General features: G+C 37.3%; 24 protein-coding genes. 20 read left to right on the top strand and 4 right to left on the bottom strand.

Translation table 11 applies throughout. The features are described 5' to 3' along the window. The first annotated feature begins 16 nt into the window (after positions 1 to 16). From G598_RS18560 to G598_RS0107425, 14 genes are read left to right on the top strand one after another with little or no spacing between them, the layout of a single operon-like run. Positions 17 to 1342 (top strand): glycosyltransferase family 2 protein, encoded by a 1326-nt coding sequence (locus G598_RS18560; RefSeq protein ID WP_026766446.1) that lies wholly within the window; start codon positions 17 to 19, stop codon positions 1340 to 1342. A 31-nt stretch (positions 1343 to 1373) separates the two neighbouring features. Then, positions 1374 to 2447, top strand: coding sequence for a radical SAM protein (locus G598_RS0107490; RefSeq protein ID WP_026766445.1), 1074 nt, complete (start codon positions 1374 to 1376; stop codon positions 2445 to 2447). Between the two features lie 51 nt (positions 2448 to 2498). Continuing rightward, on the top strand, positions 2499 to 3860 hold the full coding sequence (locus tag G598_RS18555) for a glycosyltransferase family 2 protein (RefSeq protein WP_051180057.1): 1362 nt from the start codon (positions 2499 to 2501) through the stop codon (positions 3858 to 3860). A gap of 25 nt (positions 3861 to 3885) precedes the next feature. After that, positions 3886 to 5238 (top strand): glycosyltransferase family 2 protein, encoded by a 1353-nt coding sequence (locus tag G598_RS0107480; protein ID WP_026766444.1) that lies wholly within the window; start codon positions 3886 to 3888, stop codon positions 5236 to 5238. A gap of 20 nt (positions 5239 to 5258) precedes the next feature. Next, complete coding sequence (locus tag G598_RS0107470) at positions 5259 to 7631, top strand: polysaccharide pyruvyl transferase family protein (RefSeq protein ID WP_080656976.1); 2373 nt, start codon at positions 5259 to 5261, stop codon at positions 7629 to 7631. Then, positions 7628 to 8233, top strand: a complete 606-nt coding sequence (locus tag G598_RS0107465; RefSeq protein ID WP_026766441.1) for an SGNH/GDSL hydrolase family protein — start codon at positions 7628 to 7630, stop codon at positions 8231 to 8233. Before G598_RS0107470 ends, G598_RS0107465 begins: the two co-directional genes overlap by 4 nt. Before the next feature lie 9 nt (positions 8234 to 8242). After that, the gene (locus G598_RS18550) at positions 8243 to 9463 is read left to right on the top strand and encodes a glycosyltransferase family 2 protein (RefSeq protein ID WP_026766440.1); all 1221 of its coding nucleotides are present in this window, start codon (positions 8243 to 8245) and stop codon (positions 9461 to 9463) included. Positions 9464 to 9477: 14 nt separating this feature from the next. Then, the gene (locus tag G598_RS0107455) at positions 9478 to 10746 is read left to right on the top strand and encodes a glycosyltransferase family 2 protein (protein ID WP_026766439.1); all 1269 of its coding nucleotides are present in this window, start codon (positions 9478 to 9480) and stop codon (positions 10744 to 10746) included. A gap of 39 nt (positions 10747 to 10785) precedes the next feature. Beyond that, complete coding sequence (locus tag G598_RS18545; RefSeq protein ID WP_026766438.1) at positions 10786 to 11856, top strand: DUF4422 domain-containing protein; 1071 nt, start codon at positions 10786 to 10788, stop codon at positions 11854 to 11856. A 27-nt stretch (positions 11857 to 11883) separates the two neighbouring features. Continuing rightward, positions 11884 to 12822, top strand: a complete 939-nt coding sequence (locus tag G598_RS0107445; protein ID WP_245582776.1) for a UDP-glucuronic acid decarboxylase family protein — start codon at positions 11884 to 11886, stop codon at positions 12820 to 12822. 22 nt (positions 12823 to 12844) lie between these two features. After that, positions 12845 to 14170, top strand: a complete 1326-nt coding sequence (locus G598_RS0107440; protein ID WP_026766436.1) for a UDP-glucose dehydrogenase family protein — start codon at positions 12845 to 12847, stop codon at positions 14168 to 14170. 3 nt (positions 14171 to 14173) lie between these two features. Then, complete coding sequence (locus tag G598_RS0107435) at positions 14174 to 14845, top strand: ribulose-phosphate 3-epimerase (protein ID WP_026766435.1); 672 nt, start codon at positions 14174 to 14176, stop codon at positions 14843 to 14845. After that, positions 14842 to 15546: an IspD/TarI family cytidylyltransferase gene (locus tag G598_RS0107430; protein ID WP_026766434.1), complete on the top strand. Its 705-nt coding sequence runs from the start codon at positions 14842 to 14844 to the stop codon at positions 15544 to 15546. Before G598_RS0107435 ends, G598_RS0107430 begins: the two co-directional genes overlap by 4 nt. Then, positions 15543 to 16577 (top strand): galactitol-1-phosphate 5-dehydrogenase, encoded by a 1035-nt coding sequence (locus G598_RS0107425; RefSeq protein ID WP_026766433.1) that lies wholly within the window; start codon positions 15543 to 15545, stop codon positions 16575 to 16577. The genes G598_RS0107430 and G598_RS0107425 overlap by 4 nt, the downstream gene beginning before the upstream one ends. 314 nt (positions 16578 to 16891) lie before the next feature. Here the strand turns inward: G598_RS0107425 and G598_RS20430 are convergent, their stop codons facing one another. Genes G598_RS20430 through G598_RS18965 form a run of 3 tightly spaced genes read right to left on the bottom strand, consistent with a single transcriptional unit; the run spans position 16892 to position 17957 of the window. Further along, complete coding sequence (locus G598_RS20430) at positions 16892 to 17185, bottom strand: glycosyltransferase family 52 (RefSeq protein WP_157833297.1); 294 nt, start codon at positions 17183 to 17185, stop codon at positions 16892 to 16894. A gap of 17 nt (positions 17186 to 17202) precedes the next feature. Further along, positions 17203 to 17424: a hypothetical protein gene (locus G598_RS0107420; RefSeq protein ID WP_026766432.1), complete on the bottom strand. Its 222-nt coding sequence runs from the start codon at positions 17422 to 17424 to the stop codon at positions 17203 to 17205. A 17-nt stretch (positions 17425 to 17441) separates the two neighbouring features. Beyond that, the gene (locus G598_RS18965) at positions 17442 to 17957 is read right to left on the bottom strand and encodes a hypothetical protein (RefSeq protein WP_071837961.1); all 516 of its coding nucleotides are present in this window, start codon (positions 17955 to 17957) and stop codon (positions 17442 to 17444) included. A gap of 167 nt (positions 17958 to 18124) precedes the next feature. Here G598_RS18965 and glf point away from each other — a divergent pair, with 167 nt between their 5' ends. The 5 genes from glf to G598_RS0107390 all read left to right on the top strand — a co-directional run bounded on the left by glf (position 18125) and on the right by G598_RS0107390 (position 22029). Continuing rightward, positions 18125 to 19324 (top strand): UDP-galactopyranose mutase, encoded by a 1200-nt coding sequence (gene glf / locus G598_RS0107410; protein WP_336433145.1) that lies wholly within the window; start codon positions 18125 to 18127, stop codon positions 19322 to 19324. Positions 19325 to 19354: 30 nt separating this feature from the next. Further along, positions 19355 to 20227 (top strand): alpha-1,2-fucosyltransferase, encoded by an 873-nt coding sequence (locus G598_RS0107405; RefSeq protein WP_026766429.1) that lies wholly within the window; start codon positions 19355 to 19357, stop codon positions 20225 to 20227. A gap of 80 nt (positions 20228 to 20307) precedes the next feature. Continuing rightward, positions 20308 to 21072 (top strand): hypothetical protein, encoded by a 765-nt coding sequence (locus G598_RS0107400; protein ID WP_026766428.1) that lies wholly within the window; start codon positions 20308 to 20310, stop codon positions 21070 to 21072. 75 nt (positions 21073 to 21147) lie between these two features. Next, positions 21148 to 21444 (top strand): hypothetical protein, encoded by a 297-nt coding sequence (locus G598_RS0107395; protein ID WP_026766427.1) that lies wholly within the window; start codon positions 21148 to 21150, stop codon positions 21442 to 21444. Positions 21445 to 21471: 27 nt separating this feature from the next. Next, the gene (locus G598_RS0107390; RefSeq protein WP_026766426.1) at positions 21472 to 22029 is read left to right on the top strand and encodes a gamma carbonic anhydrase family protein; all 558 of its coding nucleotides are present in this window, start codon (positions 21472 to 21474) and stop codon (positions 22027 to 22029) included. Here the strand turns inward: G598_RS0107390 and G598_RS0107385 are convergent. Beyond that, positions 22022 to 22663, bottom strand: coding sequence for a YigZ family protein (locus tag G598_RS0107385; protein ID WP_026766425.1), 642 nt, complete (start codon positions 22661 to 22663; stop codon positions 22022 to 22024). The genes G598_RS0107390 and G598_RS0107385 overlap by 8 nt on opposite strands. A gap of 207 nt (positions 22664 to 22870) precedes the next feature. On the opposite strand from G598_RS0107385, the gene G598_RS0107380 reads away from it, so the two are divergent. Further along, positions 22871 to 24238 (top strand): amino acid permease, encoded by a 1368-nt coding sequence (locus tag G598_RS0107380; RefSeq protein ID WP_026766424.1) that lies wholly within the window; start codon positions 22871 to 22873, stop codon positions 24236 to 24238. Positions 24239 to 24708: the final 470 nt, after the last annotated feature.

Here is a 24708-nt window from a genome sequence, read left to right as displayed (position 1 = left end):
CTGGGGGTGAATTGAAATGGCTGAATATATACCATTGCTTTCAATTGTTATACCGATTTATAATAGTGAAAAATATTTAAATGAATGCTTAGATAGTGTAATTAGTCAAGATTTTACCAATTATGAGCTCCTTTGTATTGATGATGGCTCAATGGATCAGTCATGGTCAATTCTGCAAAAATATGAAAAAAAGTATTCGCAGATAAGAATTTTTCATAAGGAAAATGGTGGCGGTGGAGCTGGATCTGCAAGAAATTATGGAGTAAATAAAGCTAGAGGTAAATATATTTTCTTTATGGATAGTGATGATTATTTGTTAAAAAATAATGCATTATCCATTATGATAGATCATATGGAGAAAAAAGACCTAGATTTATTTTTATTTGATGGAACAAGTAAAATTGAAAAGTCAAAAAATGAGATGAAACACTTAGATTATTATAAAAGTGCATATAGACGGAAAAAAGCATATGGCTTATATGAAAAAGGATATCAAATGTTTTCGCAAATGGTAAAAAATAGAGATTACTTTAGCGTTGTATACTTGCAATGTATTAGGAGTGAGTTAATACATAAAAATAATATGATTTTTAATGTACGTACTGTAAATGAAGATACAAGCTATACATTTGAAACATTTTTGCTCGCAAATCGAATAGAACATGTTGCAGAACCTTTACTCGTTAGACGAATTCATCCGGATTCATTGATGCAGCAGGAACATAAGTTCTACTTACATATATATAAATTGTTTCTAGAGTGGAGGAGAATGATAGATTTTTGGAAATGTCATGATTTTCCAGACGAAATTCAAGAAGATATTTTGAAAATAGTTTCGCAGCTAGAAAAACGTATAAAAAAAATGTATCAAAACTTATCTTCGGATGAGGAACAACGAAAAATAAAAGAGATTCCAGTATCGGACAGATATGTATTAGAAAAACTATTATTCAATGGCGGCGCACAAAAAACGACATCATTCGTAGTACCTTATCATTTATTACCATGTGGAACGAAAATAGTAATTTATGGAGCAGGTAAGGTCGGACAGGAATTTTATAGGAAGATAGCTATTGATGGATATTGGTCATTAGTGGGTATGGTCGATAGACAGTTAGAAGGGGGGGGCGTGGAACCTGTTTCGAAATTAAAGGAATGGAAGTATGATAGAGTCATCATAGCTATAAAAGATAGTAGTATTGCACAGGTGGCAAAAAAACAAATTCTTAATATGGGGATTTCGCAAGATAAGGTTTTATGGTGCGGGGATATCTACGATAGAGATGATTTTTATAAAAAATATTATTTAAATAAGCTTTGTGATGGATTTTATCAAAGATGATAAATGAAATTATGGATAGGGAGGGATAATAATGTCTGATAAGATATTTAGACAGGGGGCTTTTGAAACATTTTATGATATGCCAATAAGGGTGAATTGGAGCTTATCAGAAATGTGTAATTATCGTTGCTCATATTGTTTTGGTAAAAAAAAGAAAATCGATAAAAATAAATTTTCAACATTAGAAGAAATTAAACAAGCAATAAAATATATTTCAGATTTAAATCGTCCTTCATATGATCTAACATTAGCTGGTGGTGAACCTACTATTCATCCCCATTTTTTTGATATTTTACAACTTTCAAATGAAATGTTAAAAGAAAGGCTGAATAAAATACTTATTATTACTAATGGCTCAAATAATAATGATTTATATGATAAGCTTGCATCGATATCATCTTATGTAAACATAAAAGCACAGGTCTCACTTCATTTGGAATATGTAAATATGGATCATATTATTGAACTAGTTAAATTATTATCGAATAAAATATCGCTACATTTTGCTCTGATGTACCATCCGGAAAAACAAGAGAGTGTTGAAGATTGCTTTAGAATTATGTTGGATTTACGCAAAAAATATTCGTTTTCTATGAGTGTTGTAATGCTAAGACCTACTGATAAATGTGAAAGAGAAAAATTTCCATATGATACAAGATATTTAGAGAAACAATTTTTATGGTGCAAAAAAGCGAATGAAGAGTTTTATTTGTTGACAAAATCTGTATCAACTATATCACATAAAGATCCTTACAAATATAATATTTTTTATGATGTAGAAAAAGAAGATGAAAGAGAAATCGTGAATTGGGATGAAAAATTAAAGAATAATTTTAAGGAAATGTTTTGTTTATCAGGTTCACACTTACTTAGAATCGACCCCGATGGAAATGTAAAAGGTATGGTTTGTTGGGCTGATAAGTCAAAATACAATATTTTTCGAGAGAATCCATATTTACATGGAGATTTTATACATGTAGTTAAATGTCCAGCTATTTCATGTGGTTGTTCATCTAATATATACATACCTAAATTTATCAATAGAGATGAGGCAGAAGCTTTTGCTGCTATTTGTAGAGAAAAACAAAAGCGACTTCTTCAATAAAAATCATATATAGCTGTATATAATTTTCAAGTGTCGTTTAAGGAAGGTCTTATGTATCAAAAAACATATCATCCTCAAATATCTGTAATACTGCCAGTATATAATGTGAAACCATATTTAAGCGATTGTATATTGAGTATACAGAATCAAACATTAACAGATATAGAGATTGTTTGTATAGATGATAACTCAAACGATGGTTCTATAGAGATATTAAAAGAATTAGCTAAAGACGATAATAGAATGGTTTTAGTTCAAAATACTAAAAATATGGGGGCTGCATATTGTCGCAACTTAGGCATAAAAATGTCTAAAGGAGAATACCTTGCTATTTTGGATTCAGATGATTATTTTGCGGAAGATATGTTGGAAACTGCGTATTCTATTGGAAAGAAAACAGATGCCGATTTAATTTATTGGGAATATGTATCTACAGATGTAAAAACAGGCAGCTTTGCACATGTTAGAAGAAAATTAGCGCCTTTTAATAGAGTTATGTCGGATGTATTTAAGGCAAGAGACATTGCAGATTATGTGTTTTCCCTTTTAAAGGAAGCCCCTTGGACAAAACTATATAAGAGAGAATTCGTGTTAAATGCAAATATTTGCTTCCAAAATCTTGCAAATTCAAATGATGTCTTTTTTGGTCGCATGATACCTCTTTTAGCAGACAAAATAATTTTTTTGGACAATTATTTTGTGTATCATCGGATTAATAGAGTGGGTCAAATATCGGATAATCGTGGTAATAAGCCTTTATGTGCATACCAAGCTATGTATGCTTTATTTGAAGAAATGCACAAAAGAGGATTATATAGTACATATAAAAATGCTTTTCGTTCCTCGTTTTTAGGGACTGTAGTGCATGCGTTATCTGCATCAGGATGTAATAGTGAAACGAGAAATGAATTTTCTCAGTTTCTAAATGAAGAAGGTTGGAAAAAATGTGATATGTATGATTTACAAAAGGAGGACTTTCTTTCTCCAATTGAATACTTTAAGTGGAAACCTTTAGCTGTAGATAATAATTGGAGTGACATGTTTGGTCCTGATATTGATATTATGTTTGATGAACAGTTGTTTTTGCATCTCACTGAACTAAACTATCAAGTTTGTTTATGGGGGTATGGAAAAAGAGGAAGAAAATTTGTAGATGCAGCAATTCAGTATGGCTTTAAACTTAATGGGATTATAGATAATGATGATAAATTGGATGGTTGTTGTGTGAACAATGTTGATATTCATAAATTATGTAACCAAAAAAACGATTTTGATGCTGTAATTTTGACTAATAGTACTTTTTATACAGATGTTAGGGAAGAATTGAATCGTTATGGATATATTAGTAAAAAGATAATTGATATTGAATGTTTTATAAAGTTTGGACTAACAATTCAAGAATGTGTCGTTTAATGTTAATTAGATGAGGTTAGTCAAAATGAACAGAAATCCCAGTATAAGTATAGTTATTCCGGTTTATAATACTGCGCCGTATCTTCGGCAATGTCTAGATAGTATCTTGAAACAAAGTTATCAAAACTTTGAGGTGATTTGTATTGATGATGGTTCTAACGATGAATCATGGAATATCTTACAAGAATATAATGCTGAATATCCAATGATTCATTGTAAAAAAAATAAAGAAAATAAAGGCGCTGGATATTGTAGGAATTTAGGAATAAAAGAAGCAAAAGGCGAATATTTAATTTTTTTAGATTCTGATGATTTTTTTTATCCTGAAATGCTAAAAAAAGGCTTGGAATCAATTCGAAAAAATGATGCTGATTTAGTCTGTTGGGATGCCTTTGAGTATGATAGTAATACAAATCAACTATGTTATATTAGTAGAACATCAAATTACTTTAGAAATAAAATAGATACCCCTTTTTCTCCGTGTGAATTTTCGAAGTATATATTCGACATATTACCAGTAGCTCCGTGGCGTAGAATGTATAAACGTGAAATGATTAAAAAAAATAGAATTTTGTATCAAAATATACAAAACTCAAATGATGTTTATTTTGGTCATATAAGCGTATTGTTAGCTAAAAGAATAGTATATTTAAACGAAAAATTGGTTATAAGGCGTATAAATAGAGCTGGACAAATTTCTCAGAGTCGTGGGAAAAATCCTTATTGCACTTATCAAGCTTTGTTGGCGATTTATAAAAGATTAATTCAAGATAATATGTTTGCAATGTATCGGGAATCGTTTTATCATATATCTTTGTGCTCGTTGCTTTACAGTATGTATGCGACTGGGAGTGATGAATATAGTAGAAAAAGTTTCAAAAGTTTCATGCTAAATGATGGTTGGGAGAATATCGGCATGAATAATTTGAGCAGGAAAGATTTTTTGTCTGATTTTGATTTTATGAAATGGGAAAGTTTGATTCGAAAAAATGATTGGGATTTGGCATTGTCACTTGATATTGAAACAATGGATTTAAAAAAAATTATAACAGAAACAAAAAAAGTAGGTAAAAAGTTTTGCTTATGGGGATTCGGGAAAAGAGGAAAGAAGTTTTTTGATAGTGCTAAATTATATGAGTTGAATATTGTTTGTATCGTAGATGGAAATTCTGATTTAAACGGTAGAAAAGTAGGTGGATTAACTATTCAGCCTATAGAGGATCAACAAGTCACTTTTGATACTATAATACTAACAAATTATTATTTTTATGATGCTGTGAAAGAGGCTTTGAAAGCAAATAAGATTGATGGTGTAAGCATTGTTGATATTGATACAGCTATACAATACCATATACCGATTGAGAATTGTGTTTATTAGATGAAACGAAGGTGTCTAGAATGGCTATAAAATACGAAGATAGAAATATATTCTTATTTGGTATGGGGATTAATTTTTTTCCTTATGTAGATCGTTTGGATAGATGTGTATCAATAATTGGATTTGTTGATAATAATCCTGATCGCTGGGGGAAATGTCCATTAGGTGATAATAGAACGGTTATTAGTCCAAAAGAATTAGTAAATTATCATAATCCTTTAGTAGTGATTGTCTCTGTTTCAGAAAAAGCTGTTATTGAAATAATAAATCAATGTAAGAGCATAGGCGTTGAGTATTGTCTCGTAAAAGATATTCTCTGTGAATGCTTTACTGATAAATATTCTTATGATGTTCAATGGCCAGAGAGAATTCAAAAAGAAAAAATTCATCGCTTTATTGATTTGCAATTACGAGATACAACTACATGTAATTTTCATTGTGAATATTGTTATGTTTGGCGTCGTGATGGTTATCAAGAAGGGCGAAAGACATCTGATTTTTCGCCGATTCAAATAAGGCATGCTTTATCTTTATCGCGTTGTGGTGGCGCTTGTTTTGTTAACATATGCGCCAGTGGTGAAACATTGCTTTCTAGAGATATTACACAATTAGTTTCTGAACTATTGGCAGAAGGTCATTATGTATCGTTAGTAACGAACGGAACTACAACCAGGAAGATAAAAGAAATATTGTCTTTGGATAAGAAATACCTTGAAAGAATGTTTTTTAAGTTATCATATCATTACTTTGAATTGCAAAAAAGACATCTTGAGGATGTCTTTTGGCGTAATGTAAAATTGATAGCAGAATCCCCCTGTTCTTATACAATAGAAATTACTCCTAATGATCGTTTAATACCATATATTCCTAAAATTAAAAATATATTTCAGGATAAAGCAAATGGCGCCATGCCTCATATTTCTTTTGCAAGAGATTCCACGAGAGATGATTTTGATCTTTTATCAGACTTGACAATAGATGACTATGAAGCAATTTGGGGGCAGTTTGATTCAATGATGTTTTCATTGAAAAAAAAGCTATATAATCAACGTATATCATATTTTTGTTACGCCGGTGACTGGACATTTAATATTAGTTTGCAAAGTGGTAATCTACAGACTTGTTATAGACAAAAAAAGCTATATCCCTTCTTATCATGCAAGGGGAGCCCTATACCAGTGGCGCCGGTAGGGGATAAGTGTGCGATGAGGTATTGTTTTAATGGGCATGCTTTTATAGCCTGGGGAGCAATACCTGAGTTAAAATGCAATTCCTATTTGGATATGAGAGATCGAGTAGATAACGAAGGGAAACATTGGATTAAGCCGTTATATGCTAGAGCAATGAAACAAAAATTATATAATAATAATTTCATATATCATAATGTATGGCCGGATTATGAGAAATTGTTTGCACAAAATCGCAAAGCAGCATTCATATTGTTTAATAGCCCTGATTACTCTAATTTAGGCGACCATGCAATAGCCGTGGGGGAACGTATTTTTTTTCATAAATATTTTCCTGATGTTGAATTCATTCAAATTTCCTGTGAGGAATATATACTTGATAATTTAAAAATAAAAAATGTTATACAACAAGATGATATTTTGTTGATTAGCGGTGGGGGATATTTAGGGACATTATGGCCTAGATTTGATGATATTGTACGTCATATAATTTCAACATATCCCCACAATACGATGTTTATTTTACCACAAACGCTTTTTTATGAGAATAACTCTTTTGGTAAACAGGAAATGGTTCAAGAGTCAAGGTGTTTTTTATCGCACAAGAATCTGCATTTAGCATTTCGAGAAAAAATATCTTATGAGTTAGCAAAAGATTTATTTTCTTTGAATAACAAAATTTCATTGGTGCCTGATATGGCTTTGAATATAAGATTTAATAAATCAAAGGATAGGAGAGGTGCATTACTCTGTTTTAGAAAAGATAAAGAGGCTGTAAATGAATATCAATGTGAATCAGAAATTATCTCAGTGCTGCAAGACTTAAAGTTATCTTGGAAACAAATTGATACTGTAGTAAAATGCAATGTGAATATGGTTGAACGTAATGCGCAAGTAGAAAAGATATTGGATGAGTTTTCAGGTGCTGAAATTGTCTTTACCGACCGATTACATGGAATGATTTTTTCTGCTATTACAGGAACTCCTTGTTTAGCTTTTGATAATATATCTAAAAAAATTACTGGTTCGTATATATGGTTAAAGGAATTTAATAATATTAGAGTGTATGATGATAAAATCGATATAAAAGATGTAATTAGTGAGCTGCGTTCCTTGAATGATGCAAAAAATAGCTGGGAGGATATAGATAAGCACTTTTATGAATATGCTGATTTTATAAAAAATGAAATTGGTGATGTTTTATGATAAATGTATTATTACTAGGTGATTCAATTAGACAAAATTATGATGATTATGTTCGACAGAAACTCAAGGGGAGAGCAATGGTTTTTTTCCCAAATGATAACTGTAGATTCACACAGTTTACCTTAAGGTATTTACATGATTGGTATAGAGTTGTATTGGATGGAGCTATTCCGGATGTTGTTCATTTTAACAATGGACTATGGGATGTTCTGAGGCTATCTAATGAAAGTAATACTTTTAATGATTTGGATACATATTTGAATTTATTGTCACGAATTGTAGAACGAGTATGGTTTTTATCTCCAAATACTGAAATTATTTTTGCAACAACTACGCCAGTAAAAGAGCCGGGATTTACGCCGGGGATGGATTTTGGGTGTAGGTGTAATTCTGATATAGAATATTTTAATCAAGCGGCAGTTAAAATGTTTTTTGAAAAAAAATATCGGAATGATAAACAAGTACTCATTAATGATTTGTATCAAGTAGCGCTATCCTTACCTGAATCAGCGCATTCGGATGATGTACATTATGATACTGAGATAGGGACGGTTGCTTTGGGGGATGCTGTAGTAAGAGCTATATATCCGTTTGTGAAATGAGGAAAAATCATGATTGATGTAAGTGTTATTATTCCAGTATATAATGCAGAAAAAACAATAAAAAGATGTTTGGATAGTGTGATAGCGCAAAAAAGATGCTCTTGGCAAATAATTTGTATAGATGATGCATCGAATGATAATTCTAGAGAAATTATTTGCCAATATATTTCTACAGATAAACGTATTAAATTGATATCTAATCCAGTAAATATTGGTGCTGCTTTAAGTAGAAATATCGGTTTAGATAATGCTATAGGTAAATATATTATGAATTTAGATGCAGATGATTTCCTTTCTCCAAATTCATTGGAAGGACTCTTGAATTATGTATTATCTAATGAAGTAGATATGTGCTTTTATAAAGCTAATTATATATTTATGGATGATAAGGCAAATAAAAATATTCCACGAGGAATTATGGCTGAATATAATCATGTATATCAAGGAAGAGAATTGTTTGATATATTTTTGACAAATAGTGAATTTTTTTATTATTGCTGGTCGGTAATTTATAAAAGATCATACTTAAAAGAAAGAAATCTATATTATAAAAAAATAGTAATTGGCGAAGGCGGAGATTTTATTATTCGAGCATTGTATTATGCTAATCAAGCAACTGTATATTCTCAGTGTGTATATAATTATTGTGTTCATGAAAATTCTGTGACCAATAGCAGCACATATAAGATTGATTTATTAATCGGACGAGTAGTGCAATATGCATCTATGCTAAAGCTTATGATGATAGATTATTCCGTAATGGCAGAAAAATTCTTAGTAATTCAAAAAAAAATGGTGGCTGGCAGCGTATATGAATTGAGTTGTAAGGATATACCAAGTGTTAGGAGACAGTTTACAAGTGATTTCGAAAGAGCTATATTTGACACATTTACTGCATATAAAAAATCATTTGATTTAATTTTCGATAAAGAAGATATAAAAAAAATAAAATCTTTTCCGTATATATATATATATGGAATAGGGTACGCAGCAACAGAATGTTTATGTAGGCTTTCAGATATGGGGATAAATATTAATGGTTTTGTAATTTCACGGGAATCTAAGCGTACATTGTACGGACATAAAGTTTTATCCATAGATGAGGTGCCAACGGAGGCAAATAAATCGCTGTTTGTAATCTGTGCTAACTCGAAGTATAGTCAAGAAATTATAAAGACTTTGCATTTACATCGTTTCTTTTATTACATTGATTTAAACATCACATTTTGATGGAGTGATGAAATATGTTATTAAGTGTTCTAGTTCCAGTTTATAATGTAGAGAAATTTTTAAAACGTTGTATATACTCGCTGATTGAAATGCCTGTTATTGATTATGAGGTTATTTTGGTTGATGATGGCTCCACAGATTCATCTGGTGATATTTGTGATAGTTTGGAACAGCAATATAGTTGGATTAGAGTGATTCATCAAAGGCATAGAGGGTTAGTTGCAGCCAGAGATGCTGCTTTAGCTGTGGCTGGTGGAAAATATATAACATTTGTGGACAGTGATGACTGGGTAGACAGAGAATTATTGCCGAGTTTAGTACTAGATTTGGAAAAATATGATGATGTAGATATTGCTGTAGGATGCGTAGTGAGAAATGTAGACGAAAAAGTAAGTAGACCATATTTGTCTAGATTATCTGAAAAAATGAGCGTAGAGCAAGCTATGATAGCAATGGTTAATAAAGAAGGGATGCATTGGTATCTTTGGGGGAAAGTATACAGACGTCATCTCTTTAAAAATCAAAATATGGATATAGCAGTAACTGTTTTTGAAGACCTTGATCGAATATGGAATGTATTAAAACATACAAGGAATATTTATTTTGATAATAAATATTCCTATCATTATTTTGTAAATGCGAATGGAATGACGGAGAAACGATGTGATTTAAATTTATCATCATGGAGGGTGTTTGAGCGTATTATATTAGATTCGCCTATGATAAATATCAAGCAAAAAATGATAAATTTTTATTTTCAAATTTTTTTGCGACATATATTAGAAATGTACTTTGCTGATTGTGTGATATTTCAGGAACAAATAAAAAAATATATCGCTGAACTGAAAAACACATTAACTGAATGTAACGGTATGCAAAATATAATGCCTAAGGAGATTTATATGGCGGTGACGAATGATTATAATACGTGTGTTTCTTTTTTGGATAACACGTTTTATGAAATAAAAAAACAATTGAATGATATATCTGGAAGTACATGTGATATATATGTTTACGGAACGGGAATAGTTGCACAATACATTTCTTTTATTATGAAGGATATAGGGATTGTTCCTCGGGCTTTTGTTGTAAGTGACAATCAAATAAAATATCCGAAATTTGAAGGACGACCAGTTATCTACTTATCTAATGTAAAAAAATATTCGGATGCCATATTTGTATTGGCTCTTTCAGGAAAAAGTCAAACTGTTGTTTTTGAAATGTTGAAAAAGAAAACTTTAGCGAAAATAGTCACATTAAATTTCCCACCGATAGTTTTTTAGTTTTGTTTTTAGATTGTTGCTGCTATATTGGGAGAACGTATGTTTATAAAAGATGAGATTTTGATATTCGGACAACAGGACTATGCTATGCGGATTAAAGCGTATATAGAGTGTATAAAACCTGATGTCAAGATGAGGATATTTTCTTTTCCCTTAGAAAATGATCAAGCTGAATATAATAATATAAATTTTAATATTTTTGATTCTAGATTGCATGAGCTTGATAAAAATATTAAGGTCATTATTGCTTTTTCTGAAAAGTACAATGATAAAGCAAGGTGTTATTTGCTTGATAGTGGATTTAGAAATATAGAACTGTATAATGCAGAGATGGATAACGAAATGAAATATGCTTTTTTTTCGCGATATTATAAAGGCAGAGAAGAAAAATTTATACATATTAATGATATTCCTTTGCAGAAAACAGTAAAGATATATATGGCGAAAAGCATATTTGATAAACCAATTAAAACGCGCAATTATGATATCGAATCATCTTACATCGTACCGATTCAAGTAGGTGCAGCTTTAACGAATGAGCGTATAGCAGATGTTCTAGATTCAACAGGGGATAATATTTCTATACGAAATCCACACTATTGTGAGATGACGGCTTTTTATTGGATGTGGAAGAATGCAGATGCTGATTATTTGGGTTTATGCCACTATCGCAGGCATTGGGTCGATTTAGATAAAATAGTGTCTTTGCTACAGACTGGAAATATAGATGCTATTTTGCCTTTACCAACATTGTGTGAGCATTCTGTATATCAAGATTATTTATTGAAACATATCCCTACCGTTTGGAAACCAATGATGGATGTATTAGCGGAAATGTCGCCGGAATATTACGAAGCTGCAAAAGAAATTTTTCAAGGTCGTATTTTTTACGCAAGTAATATGTGTATTTTAAGTCGTATGGTTTTAGATGATTTATGTAAATGGATGTTCCCAATTGTTGGAGAAGTGGAGCAACGTGTTGGTGATATTAATGATCCGTATTTTAATCGATATGGTGGATTTTGTACCGAAAGATTGATAACACTTTATTTTTTATATAATAAACATAAAATTAGGATTGTACATGCTGAAAAAATATTTGTAAGTTAGAGCCTGCAATATTTTATATAAATAGAGGTGAAGATATTGAAACGTATTTTAGTGACAGGTGGTGCTGGATTTCTAGGATCGCATTTGTGTGACAGGTTACTGGCTGATGGGAATGATGTTATTTGTTTGGATAATTTATTTACAGGTAGTAAGGATAATATTCGCCATCTTCTAGTGAATCCTTATTTTGAGTATATACGACATGATGTGACAGAACCTATTCAGCTTGAGGTGGATCAAATATATAATCTTGCTTGTCCTGCAAGTCCGATACATTATCAATACAACCCCATCAAGACGGCGAATACATCGGTTTTGGGAGCCATTAATATGTTGGAGCTGGCACGGAAAACAAATGCAAGAATTCTGCAGGCAAGTACCTCAGAAGTTTATGGAAACCCACAGATACATCCACAGCCTGAAAGTTATTGGGGCTCGGTAAATCCAATAGGTATTCGTTCATGTTATGATGAAGGAAAAAGAATGGCAGAAACTTTGTTCTTTGATTATCATAGACAGTATGATGTCGATATTCGCGTGATTCGTATTTTTAATACATATGGTCCGCGTATGAATCCATCGGATGGACGTGTCGTATCTAATTTTATCGTACAAGCCATTCGAGGTGAGGCTTTAACGGTATATGGAACTGGGACTCAAACAAGAAGTTTCTGTTATGTAGATGATCTTATTGATGGCATGGTGCGGATGATGGAAACTGAGGATTTTTTAGGACCAGTTAATCTAGGAAATCCTGAAGAGTTTACTATGATGAATTTAGCAAAAAAAATAATTAATTTAACAGGGTCCAATTCACATATCGTACATGCTAAATTGCCTAGTGATGATCCTGTACAACGTCAGCCAATAATTGATTTAGCAATGGAGATGTTAGATTGGAAACCATCAATTAGTTTAGATGATGGATTACAACGAACGATAGCATATTTTCGTAAAATACTGTAAGGTGATTTAGGGAGAAAATGTTATGAAAATTACAATTGTAGGGACTGGGTACGTAGGACTGGTAACTGGCACCTGTTTTGCAGAAATGGGGAATATGGTATGGTGTGTTGATATAGATGATAAAAAGATTTCTATGCTTAAAAATGGTGATATTCCTATTTTCGAACCTGGCTTAAAAGAAATGGTCGTAGAAAATTGTGCTAGAGGACATTTACACTTTACTACAAGCATAGAAGAAGCTCTGCAGCATACAAATATTTGCTTTATTGCAGTGGGGACACCGATGCGAAAAGATCGGAGTGCAGATTTATCTTATGTGGAAAATGTAGCAAGGGATATTGGAAAATATATGGTTCATCATATGTTTGTGGTGGATAAATCTACTGTTCCAGTAGGCACTGCAAGGAAAGTGAGAGTTTGGATTCAGGAAGAGTTAGACCATAGAGAAAATAATTTGACATTTGATGTTATTTCTAATCCTGAATTTCTTAAAGAAGGTGCTGCTGTTAGTGATTGTATGAAACCTGATCGGGTGGTTATTGGTGTGGATAATGATGAAGCACAGGAGGTTATGAAAGCTCTTTATAGAGTACATGTAAAAAATACAGAAAATTTTATTGTTATGGATATTCCCAGTGCAGAGATGACTAAATATGCCGCAAATGCCATGTTGGCTACAAAAATAAGTTTTATGAATGAAATTGCCGGGATTTGTGAACGTGTGGGTGCAGATGTGAATAAAGTACGTTTGGGGATTGGCAGTGACACTCGTATAGGTTATAGTTTTATTTATCCTGGTTGTGGTTATGGCGGTAGTTGTTTTCCAAAGGATATTCAAGCACTAATACAAACGAGTATGGAGTATGACTATGAACCAAATATTTTAAATGCTGTAGAGTTAGTTAATGAACGGCAAAAAATGGTGCTTCCTGAAAAAATTGTACAAATTTTTGGCGAAAATTTATCTGAGCGATGCTTCGCGGTGTGGGGGCTTAGTTTTAAGCCTGATACCGATGATATGAGAGAATCGCCTGCTATTAATATCATTAAGGAATTAGTAAGACGGGGAGCAAATATTGTAGCATATGATCCTAAAGCTATAGTAGAGGCACAAACATATTATTTGGTTGATATGCCAAAAGTTTCTTATGCAGATAGCAAATATGAGGCATTGAAGGGCGCTGATGCGCTTATCTTGATAACGGAATGGAAAGAATTTCGTCAGCCTGATTTTGAAGAAATTGTAAAACTGTTGAAACAACCGCTGATATTTGATGGGCGAAATCAATATGATAAGAATCGTCTGGCAAAATATGGAATTGAATATCATCAAATTGGGGTGGCATAGTAAATGGAAAAATTATATTTCAATTTGATGGCATCGATGATGTGTGCCAATTATGGAAATTTGGAAAAAGAAGTAAGAGATTTGGAAAAAGGAGGAATAGATTCATTTCATATTGATATTATGGATGGTCGATATGTGCCTAACTATGCGATGTCTCTTAATGATATGCGTTATATTCGTTCGGCTGCTGATAGGCCACTAGATGTGCATTTAATGGTAGAGCATCCAAATAATACGATAGAGATATTTATTAGAAATTTACGAAAAGGTGACACGATTTATATTCATCCTGAGGCAGAATATCATCCATCTACGACATTACAAAAGATTATTAATGCTGGAATGATACCGGGAATTGCTATTAATCCAGGAACGAGTGTAGAAACAGTCTATGAAATGTTGCGCATTGTAAAGTCTGTTCTTGTTATGGCTGTTAATCCTGGAAATGCAGGACAAATGTATTTGCCTTATGTAGGAGAGAAATTGGCTCATCTATTAGCGTTGCGTAAGGAAATGCAGTTTGATGTGTACTGGGATGGAGCGTGCAGCGTAGATAAGATTCAACAATTTGCACCGCAAGGCGTTAAGGGATTTGTATTGGGGACGACACTATTGTTTGGGAAGAATAAGCCTTATAGTGAGATATTGCAGACGATACGGGAGATGAGGTTTTGAATATTGCATTGATTTTGGCCGGAGGCACTGGCCGTCGTATGGGACAAGAAATTCCAAAACAGTTTATACATGTAAATAATTGTCCTGTGATTATATACACTTTGCTGGTGGTGCAGAATCATCCGGAAATAGATTGTATACAGGTGGTATGTATTGATGGTTGGGAAAAAATATTACAAGGATATGCAAAGCAATATAATATTACAAAACTTATGGGAATAGTATCTGGAGGTGATACACGCTTTGAATCGACAAGGATTGGAATGGAGTCTTTAAAATATGTACATGATGATGATGTGATTATCGTTCATGACAGTGTTCGTCCGCTGGTTACAGCAGAGTCTTTATCGGACACAATAGCAGTTTGTCGTTCGTATGGTAACTCTATGTCTATTCTTAATTGCACAGATACTATGTATGAGAAAACAAATGAGGCATATACATCGAGAGAAATGGAACGCAGTAGATTAGTCCGGGGACAAACACCTGAGGCTGTGTCAGGAAGACGTATGCGGGAAATGTATGCAGCGGCAGATGCAAGAGGAATACGTATGGACTCGATTTCTGCTATGCAAAGTGCTTTGGGCTGGAATATTCACTTTGCCAAAGGTTCAGAGCGAAATATCAAGCTTACAAATACAGAAGATATAGAACTTTTTAAGGCATTAATCGCTGTAGAGAAGGATGAGTGGTTGAAATGAAAGCTTTAAATTTGCATGCTATTGCGGATTTGCGTTATGAAGATGTGCCTATGCCAATGCGTCATAAAGGGGAAGTCCTCTTGAAAATTCAGGCTGTGGGAATTTGTGGCAGTGATATTCCAAGGGTATTTATAAAAGGGACATATCATTTTCCAACAATTATTGGACATGAGTTTGCTGGGGAAATTGTAGAGGCTGAAGATGATTCGATAATTGGTCGTGGAGTTGCAGTGATTCCGCTACTGCCTTGTGGACAATGTGAAGCGTGTCAGGAAGAGCACTATGCACAATGTTCGCAATATGATTATTATGGTTCGCGTAGAAATGGAGCGATGACAGAATATTTAGCAGTTAAACAGGATAATATTTGCTTTATGCCAGAAGGAATTAGTTATGAAGAAGCCGCGATGTGTGAACCAGCAGCTGTGGCATTGCACGCTTTTCACAAGTGCAGCGTTGAAGCAGGGAGTACTATTCTCATTTATGGAATTGGTCCAATTGCTTTGATATTGGCGCAATGGGCTAGAGCAGCAGGGGTAAAAAATATTGTGTTGGTTGGGCGTACGGAGGATAAAGTTGAATTTGCTAGGACGTTAGGTTTTTCGTTAGCAGTGAATGTGAAACAGGATAATTTGGAAGAGTTGATACAGGAAATCACCTTCGGTCGTGGTGTTGATGCTTGTATTGAGGGAACGGGAGAATCAAGGGCATTGGAAACATGTATTCTCAACACTAAGAACTATGGTACTATTGTGAGTATGGGGAATCCTGTTGGTGATATGCGATTATCTCAAGACGTGTATTGGCGAATTCTTCGCAAGGAATTATCAATTGTTGGAACGTGGAATAGCAGCTTTAGTCAAAAGAAAAATGAGTGGAAAGATACGTTGCTTGCTATGCAGGATGGCAGGTTGAATTTAAAGCCCTTGATTACACATAGATTTTTGTTGGCAGAGTATGAGAAGGCATTTGCACTTATGCATGAACGTTTAGAAATGTATTGTAAGGTAATGTTCGTAAAAAGACTATGATTTTGTGTAATAGATACATAGGCTGGTATTTTCTTTACTATACAAAATTATCACAAGGATATTTTAATTTAATTCGATTACCATTTTTATCATAAAATTGAACGTCTACCTCCTCATCGGCAATCATTGATGCGGTAGAGGAAACTGAAGCGATGGTTTTTAAATTAGAGCCTGTTGTCAGATATAAAACCTCGAATGGTATTGGATTACAAAACACATAAGCTTCAGGGAATACACGTTGATAGTCTATGTTTCCTCCTGTTGGATGTGCTTTGATGTAAGTGTCTTTTTTGTTGAAATTTGAGAAGATTTTTTTATATATCGGATTTATTCCCCCATAAGTATCTAATGTCGATAATTTGTACCTTTCTTTTTAAATCGTTTGGAATTCGCCAAATGCCAGTTAAAAATATACTATCCACACGATTGTTATGTCCCATACAATGTCGACGGTTTTCACCAAGGCTGTTTCTAGTTACATAGTTACCTGTACCATCTTCTAAGAGGATAAACGGAATATCTTTTAATTTTTCATCCCATATGATTGTAGCAATGTCGATGTGATCCTGTCCATAAATACAAACATCGCCATTAAAATGCTTGTATATTTCATTTGTTAATTTTGTTAAGTATTCTTTATTTTTTTTCGTTCCATGGGAAGTTTTTCTGCGGGAATATTATATAGAATTTTTTGGTGGCAGGCAAAACCTTTGTCTTCTAGGTTTTTAACAACAATGGGGCTAAAACAAAAATCGAATATAAAAAAAGTTTCTTTGAACTTTTCATAAGGCATTAATAAATAGTATAGAAAGAATGTATATTGCGTGTCACACATTAATATATTCATGAGTTAGATGCCTCCTTTTAGCCTGCATCAATATCTACATGGGCTCCTTGGTATTTGTTTTTGTCGGATTCTTTGAGGTCTTTTTGGTATGGGGTGGTTTCGTTGACGTAGCGGATTTGGGTGGTGGTTTCGCCGCCGGATATGTAAGTGCGACCACATTCGGGGCAGACATCGGTTTTGAGACGAACGCTGGCGCGGACAACTTCTCCGTTGCTGGCGTCTGCTTTTTGGTAAGCATTGGAAACGTGTTCCTGTTCGTGGCTCATGACTACGGAGGCAGCGTTGTTGGGGTCGATATGACCGGCTGCCTTGAAGGAAACCATTTCATCGGATCCATCCTGGTATTTGCGATTTTTACAGGTTTTACATTCACTAGGGGGGGAGTTTCGACTGCCGACATTTTTGGTTTCAGTATCCTCGGTTGGAGAGTTCGTCTCATAGGGAGCAGTTGCGTGGTCGTGTGGGTCATAGCTGCTGTACCGGTCATAGGGGGAGTGGTATTCACCTGTTCCATTAATATGCATATCCATCATGCTTTACACATCCTTCCTTGAATCATATATTCCTCGTATTGTATATCGGATATGTTGACGAAATCTTAAATTTTTTTCTCGGTAGTTGATGTGCGTATTTTCAAGGAGATTGGCTTGAAGGAAATATGATATAAATCAATTTAGGTGGAAGTTACTATCAGACATCGATGGAGTGGCAGGGATTTATCGTTGGTTTGCAGAATATTATCGCAACAATAGAATATATTTTGCTGGATAGATTGTCGTTAATGGGGGAAGATTATATCATGAAATATGATTATCTGATTGTTGGTTCCGGGCTTTTTGGAGCGGTGTTTGCCCATGAAATGTCACAGCGGGGAAAAAAGTGTCTGGTTTTGGAAAGGCGGCAGGCTGTTGGCGGGAATATTCGTTGTGAGGAACGCGAGGGGATTAATGTACATGTTTATGGTGCACATATTTTTCACACGAATAACCAAATGGTATGGACATATTTGAATCGTTTTGTGCAATTTAATCAGTATATCAATTCACCAATGGCAAATTTTCGTGGGGAATTGTACAATCTGCCTTTTAATATGAATACTTTTCGGGCAATGTGGGGCGTGCGGACACCTGCTGAGGCTAAGATGAAAATTTCTGCACAGCGGACGGAGATAGCAGGTGAACCGCTAAATCTGGAGGAACAGGCGATTTCTTTGGTGGGGCGGGATATTTATGAAAAATTGATTCAGGGCTATACGGAAAAACAATGGGGGCGCAAGTGCAAGGACTTACCTGCTTTTATCATTAAACGTCTGCCTGTGCGTTATACCTATGATAATAATTATTTTAATGCCCGTTATCAGGGGATTCCTATCGGTGGTTATAATAAGATTATTGAGAAACTGCTGGAAGGAATTCAAGTGCAGCTGGGCGTTGACTACAACACTGTCCGGAGTGAATATGATTGTATGGCAGAAAAAGTTATGTATACCGGATCTCTGGATGAATATTTTGGTTATAGGCTAGGAAGGTTGGCTTATCGTGGGCTGCGATTTGAAATGGAGCGGTTGGAACAGGAAAATTATCAGGGAGTGGCCGTAATGAATTATACGGCACCGGAGGTTCCTTATACCAGAATTATCGAGCATAAGCATTTTGAGTTTGGCACGCAGCCAGTAACTTATATTACTAGGGAATATCCACAGGAATGGCAGCCGGGGCAGGAGGCTTATTATCCGGTTAACGATCAGCGTAATCAGGATTTGTATAATCGATATGCAGGATTGGCTGGCTGGGAGGAGAAATTGCTGTTAGGCGGGCGGTTGGCGCTGTATAGATATCTGGATATGGATAAGGTTGTAGAACTGGCTTTAGCAGCTGTGGAAAGGGAATTAGGAAGTTAAAAGATTTGCGGTTATAATGTGGAGGTGTTTATGCATATTGTATATATAAATGGGGGACTGGGGAATCAAGTTTTCCAATATATGTTTTTCTATTTTTTACAGAGGTTATTGCCGGATATAGATTTTTTCCTTGATGATAATAAATTTTATGGCACAGATGTTCCTCATCATGGCTACGAATTAAAGCGAATATTCGGTATAGAAGCTCCCCTGCTTAGTGATAGGTTTTCGCCTGATGTTTGGCGCTATATGACGGCCAAGCGGCAGGATGGATTATATATACCAGAGCAATTGTTGAGGGAAGGTCTTTCCTTAGAAGTTATTAGAGAAAAAGGTGTTAAAAATATAAAGTTTTCTGGAAAGATTAACGATTATATTCCGGGAACATCGTTGACATTATCACCAAAAGCATGTGTTTATTGGCATGGGTATTGGTTGTCGGAGATTTTTTATAATAATATGAACGATGAATTGGACGAAATCTTGAAATTTCCTCCAATTATAGATGATGTTAATTTGAATTTATTAGATGCAATAAATTCTTCCAGAGAATCAACAGCAATACATATCCGCCGCGGTGATATGGTTAAATATGGTTGGGCAGCTCCAATGAGTTACTTTAGTGATATGATCAGGAAGATAGAAAAGGATATTTGTCCTTCGCTATACCTATTATTTTCGGATGATTTGCCATATTGTGAGGCACATGCAGAAGAATTGGGGTTATTGTCAGTCGCCAGAAAATTATATTTGGTTGATAATAACAAGGGGGACGACTATTATCGTGACCTGCAGCTTATGTCCTATTGTAATAATCGGTTATCCGATAGATCGTCTTTTAGTTTGTTAGCAAGTTTATTCTGTAAGTGTGAAAATAAGAAAGATTGGAATCGATGGGCTTAAATGAAATCCCTGCTACCTATTGCAACTTACAGCGCTTTCTACTATGATGTAAGTGATACTATGGATTGGAGGACGAAGTTTTGCTGGAACAGCTTTGTTTTGAAATAGAGGATATGCATCTAAAGGTAGAGTTTTCTGTACGGGAGCGGCAGCTTTTTTATCGTGTAGGCGATGGCGAGTTTGCGGTGTTAGATGGCGGACGGCGCTGGCTGCGGCGGCTGGAAAAGCTGCATCTTGGTTCCTGGCGGGCAAGTTATCAGCCGCCGGTGCCGCCGGAACGGCATAGTTTGTGGCGGTTGGCGTTTAAGGATTCGAAACTTGGTCAGCGGCGGATTGTGGGGGATAATGCGCATCCGGGCAGCTGGGCGGCGTTTATCGACCTGATGAATGAGATTCCCGGTGTGGAGATTAACCGGGTGCGGCAGCTGGAGCAGGTGGCGCTGATCCTGCATGATACGATTGACAATCCGCGGGGGAATATCTATCTGCCGAAGCAAAAAAAAATCAGCCTTGTGGAAAAGCTGATCATCAATCGGGGCAAGCATATTCTGGTGTTTACGCGGCATAAGCAGGGGCTGGGGACGGAACGCCATGCCTTTGATTCGGTGCGCAATGTGCCGCTGCTCTTAGAGCGGATTGCTGAGCATGCGGCGGAGTGGCAGGTGCAGCAGGACGGGGTCACGGATGATTTCCTGCCGCGGGTGGAATGGACACTCAGCTGGCGTGATGGTTCGGAGGATACGGGCTGTTATGTTCTGCGGGGCGATGCTATGCCGGATGCGTGGAAGAATTTTATGGAGGAAATCGGTAAGTTCACGGGTAATGTCCGTGGGCGGATTTTCTGATTTTGAGGCAGGATTTAGTCCTCTGTTTGTCGAAAGAGTCTAAAGATGTAAGACGTGCAGATGGGGGGAGATACCATGTCGGAGCCGATTCAGACGGGACATCGGGTGTATTTTGGCAACCGTAAAATGAATATGGAGATGCTGGAGACGAAGCCTTATTATGTGGCTACGCCGGGCAGTGAGCTTTCGCAGGAGGAACTGGAGGCTGAGGCGATGAAAGATGTGAAAAAGCCGGCAGCACCACAACCGCCGGCAGCAGAAGCTGTGCCTGAGGCAGGTTCGCCAGAGGATATTGCAGCGCGGATTGCCGGAGACAGGACAAGGAATCAGGCAGATATTTTAGAATTGGCCAAGAGCCAAATGGATGGTTGACTCCAAGGCCCTCGGGGAGGGATTTTCTTGTATACGTTAAAAGATGATGTGTTTAAGGGCAGGCGTCCGCAGATTCATGAGGAAGCCTTCGTGGCTCCTCAAGTTTTTTTGTCCGGTGATGTGCGGGTGGGAAAATATTCCAGTCTGTGGCCGGGGGTTGTGGCCCGAGGAGATGTGAATTACATTTCTGTCGGGGAATGTTCGAATGTGCAGGATTTGGTCTGTCTGCATGTGGCAGATGATAAACCCTGCATCATTGGCGATTATGTAACGGTCGGTCATGGAGCGGTGCTGCATGGCTGTGAGATTGAAGACCATGTGCTGATTGGCATGAGTGCTACGGTTCTGACGGGGGCAAAGATTGGCAAAGGCTCGATTATTGCCGCAGGAGCCTTGGTGAAGGAAAATGATGTGATTCCACCTAATTCGCTGGTGGTTGGTGTGCCGGGGAAGGTCGTGCGCACGCAGGACCGGTTGGAGAGCATTCATGCGCAGGCAATCAAGTATAAGTGCGAATGGGCGATTGAATATGGTGTGAAGCCGGATATCGGCGGAGAATTGTATCACGGGGAAAAGATTATTTGACCGGAATGGCGATGAGCTGCTCATCGCCACTTTTTATTTGCGCACGGCCAGCGGTCAGGTTGGTGATGTCTTCGCTGATTTTTTCGGTTTCGGCAGGGGAAATCAGGAGGTGCAGGGTTACGCCTTCGGCGTAGTCCGCTTCTTTGCTGCGGATTTCCTTTTGCCGCATATAATGCTCGATGGTGGCGAGGTGTTCGTAGCTGATGGCAACATCAAGCTGGGCAAAGGGCGTCATTTCCAGAATGGTGGCCGCTTCGATGCCGATGGCTGCTGCGTGAGAGTAAGCGCGGATAAGGCCGCCAGCCCCTAATTTAATACCGCCAAAGTAACGGGTGACGACCACGACAATGTTGGTCAGCCCGTTTTTTTTGATGGCTTCGAGGATAGGATTGCCCGCCGTGCCGCCCGGTTCGCCGTCGTCGTTGGATTTTTGCTTGTCGGCTTTTTCGCCGAGGACGTAGGCGGAGCAGTTGTGGCGGGCGTCGAAGTAACGTTTTTTAATGGCGGTGATGAATTCGCGGGCTTCTTCTTCGCTGTCCACATGGCGTAGGTGGGTGATGAATTTGGATTTTTGGATTTCGTAGAGGGTTTCTACGCTATCGTCAATTTCTTCGATAGTGCGGTAGCTATGCATATGGCCTCCTGATTTTGCGTAAAATTTTCTCTTTCTAGTATACCTATTGTATACATGGAAAAAAAGGGCGTTTTGACAAAAATTTTTATGGTAATTCCCTCTGTTTTGTAGTATTCTTAGCTTATTATTACATGAAGCGCCGCGGATGGCAGCAGCTATACAAATCACAGAAAGCAGCGGTGCTGGGAAGGTTGTGTTATTAAGGTCATGAATGAAGAAAAAATGAACAGAGGTCTCAAGAACAGGCACCTGCAGCTGATTTCTCTTGGCGGGGTTATCGGCAGCGGCTATTTCCTGGGGACGGGGTATGTGCTGGAGCAGGCAGGGCCGGCGGCGGTATTGGCGTATCTTTTGGGCGGTATTATCGTCCTGTGCGTCATGTTGTGTCTGGCGGAGCTGGCGGTGGACAAACCGATTTCCGGTTCGTTTGTTACCTATGCGCGTGAACATATTTCGCCAACCTGGGCCTGTGGTGTGGGCTGGGCATATTGGCTCACCTGGGTGGCGTATGTTCCGTCCGAGATGATTGCTGCGGGCATCATCATGAATTCTTTTTTGCCGGCAGTGAGCCAGCTTTGGTGGGCGGTGTTGTTCAGCCTGCTGGTTACCTGTATTAACCTCTTTCATGTGGATAAATTCGGGGAGAGTGAATCGTGGCTGGCGCTTATAAAGATTATCGCGCTGGTGGCGTTCAGTATCGTGGCCGGGCTTATCTGTCTGGGCGTTATCGGCGACCAGGGCGTTATCGGCGCGAGCGTGCTCTTGGGCAGCGGCGGTTTTGCGCCGAATGGCTATTGGTCGATTGTGCTCACGATGGTGATTATTCTCGTAAACTTTCAGGGTACGGAAATCATTGGCCTGGCGGCTGGTGAGTGCAAAGACCCGGCCAAGAGCATTCCGATTGCGGTGCGCAATGTAACGTGGCGGATTATCGCGCTTTACATTATCCCGATTACGCTATTGGTTTCCATTCTGCCCTGGGATAAGGCCTCGTTGGAGGAAAGCGTCTTTGCGGCGGCAGTTAACCATTACGGGCTGACCGGTTTTGGTGCGTTCTTTGCTTTCGTCATTTTGACGGCGGCCATCTCTTGTTCCAATTCGGGGCTCTATGGTGCGGCACGGGCCATGCATGCGCTGGCCAAAATGGATATGGCGCCCAAGGCGTTTGGCAATCTCAATAAAAACGGCATGCCCTCACACGCCATCTGGATTTCCATTTGTGCCTGCTGGGCAGTGATTATGCTTTATGCGTTTAATCCCGATTCGGTGATTTACACTTACCTGCTCGCGGTATCGGGCTTCACGGGGGCGATAGCCTGGATTTCCATCTGCTGGAGCCAGTATCGCAGCCGCAAGGCGATGATTGCAGCGGGGACGGAGGCAAGCCTTCGTTATAAGACTCCGTTTTTCCCGTATGTGACGCTCTTTGGCATTTGGTCGCAGGTTATCTGCCTGGGCATCATGGTATTCATGCCGGATTTGCAGGCAGCCTTCTTAACCGGCGTGCCTATGCTGATTGCGCCGATGGTCTGGTATAAACTGCGGGCCAAACGGCGGGCGGCGCTGGCGCGTTAAAGCGAACAAAATATTTTTTCAAATAACAGAAAGTGCGTTGACGTTAAATGGTCAACGCACTTTTTGCAAATTGCAGTTTATCGATGTCTTTGCGAGATTGAACTTATTTGTTACAGCTCAGTTTGGCGGAGGTGGTAATACTTTTCGCCGTTGCACTAAATGACCCACAAGGAAATATATGGGCTTTTTAGCCACATGCGCCGGGCAAGACCGGCGGCGCGTATGGTCAGCTCAATTTCTAGAAACTGTCGTTTGTGGGCCAGTCCTCACTGCGTTCGGACAGTCGTTCCACGGCGAAAAGCATCACCACCTCCGCCCTGAGTGATGTCCGTACAAACCGTCATTTTCGTTGTGATAAGCAGCAAGTACATCGATGTTCTTGTTACAGGAGCAACGAGTTTGTGGCAACAGGCTAAATCGCAGCTTCGGATAAATAAACTGCTCTCCCACCAAAGTTATGTATGTACCAT

Source organism: Selenomonas ruminantium subsp. ruminantium ATCC 12561 (assembly GCF_000424065.1).
Lineage (GTDB): Bacteria > Bacillota > Negativicutes > Selenomonadales > Selenomonadaceae > Selenomonas_A > Selenomonas_A ruminantium.
Note: the sequence above shows the minus strand (reverse complement) of the source record. Positions and strands in the feature narration are given on the sequence as shown.

Coding starts and splice junctions, on each gene's coding strand:
- G598_RS18560 (WP_026766446.1), top strand. CDS start 17: ATGGCTGAATATATACCATTGCTTTCAATTGTTATACCGATTTATAAT.
- G598_RS0107490 (WP_026766445.1), top strand. CDS start 1,374: ATGTCTGATAAGATATTTAGACAGGGGGCTTTTGAAACATTTTATGAT.
- G598_RS18555 (WP_051180057.1), top strand. CDS start 2,499: ATGTATCAAAAAACATATCATCCTCAAATATCTGTAATACTGCCAGTA.
- G598_RS0107480 (WP_026766444.1), top strand. CDS start 3,886: ATGAACAGAAATCCCAGTATAAGTATAGTTATTCCGGTTTATAATACT.
- G598_RS0107470 (WP_080656976.1), top strand. CDS start 5,259: ATGGCTATAAAATACGAAGATAGAAATATATTCTTATTTGGTATGGGG.
- G598_RS0107465 (WP_026766441.1), top strand. CDS start 7,628: ATGATAAATGTATTATTACTAGGTGATTCAATTAGACAAAATTATGAT.
- G598_RS18550 (WP_026766440.1), top strand. CDS start 8,243: ATGATTGATGTAAGTGTTATTATTCCAGTATATAATGCAGAAAAAACA.
- G598_RS0107455 (WP_026766439.1), top strand. CDS start 9,478: ATGTTATTAAGTGTTCTAGTTCCAGTTTATAATGTAGAGAAATTTTTA.
- G598_RS18545 (WP_026766438.1), top strand. CDS start 10,786: ATGTTTATAAAAGATGAGATTTTGATATTCGGACAACAGGACTATGCT.
- G598_RS0107440 (WP_026766436.1), top strand. CDS start 12,845: ATGAAAATTACAATTGTAGGGACTGGGTACGTAGGACTGGTAACTGGC.
- G598_RS0107435 (WP_026766435.1), top strand. CDS start 14,174: ATGGAAAAATTATATTTCAATTTGATGGCATCGATGATGTGTGCCAAT.
- G598_RS0107425 (WP_026766433.1), top strand. CDS start 15,543: ATGAAAGCTTTAAATTTGCATGCTATTGCGGATTTGCGTTATGAAGAT.
- G598_RS0107420 (WP_026766432.1), bottom strand. CDS start 17,424: ATGAATATATTAATGTGTGACACGCAATATACATTCTTTCTATACTAT.
- G598_RS18965 (WP_071837961.1), bottom strand. CDS start 17,957: ATGATGGATATGCATATTAATGGAACAGGTGAATACCACTCCCCCTAT.
- glf (WP_336433145.1), top strand. CDS start 18,125: ATGGAGTGGCAGGGATTTATCGTTGGTTTGCAGAATATTATCGCAACA.
- G598_RS0107405 (WP_026766429.1), top strand. CDS start 19,355: ATGCATATTGTATATATAAATGGGGGACTGGGGAATCAAGTTTTCCAA.
- G598_RS0107395 (WP_026766427.1), top strand. CDS start 21,148: ATGTCGGAGCCGATTCAGACGGGACATCGGGTGTATTTTGGCAACCGT.
- G598_RS0107385 (WP_026766425.1), bottom strand. CDS start 22,663: ATGCATAGCTACCGCACTATCGAAGAAATTGACGATAGCGTAGAAACC.
- G598_RS0107380 (WP_026766424.1), top strand. CDS start 22,871: ATGAATGAAGAAAAAATGAACAGAGGTCTCAAGAACAGGCACCTGCAG.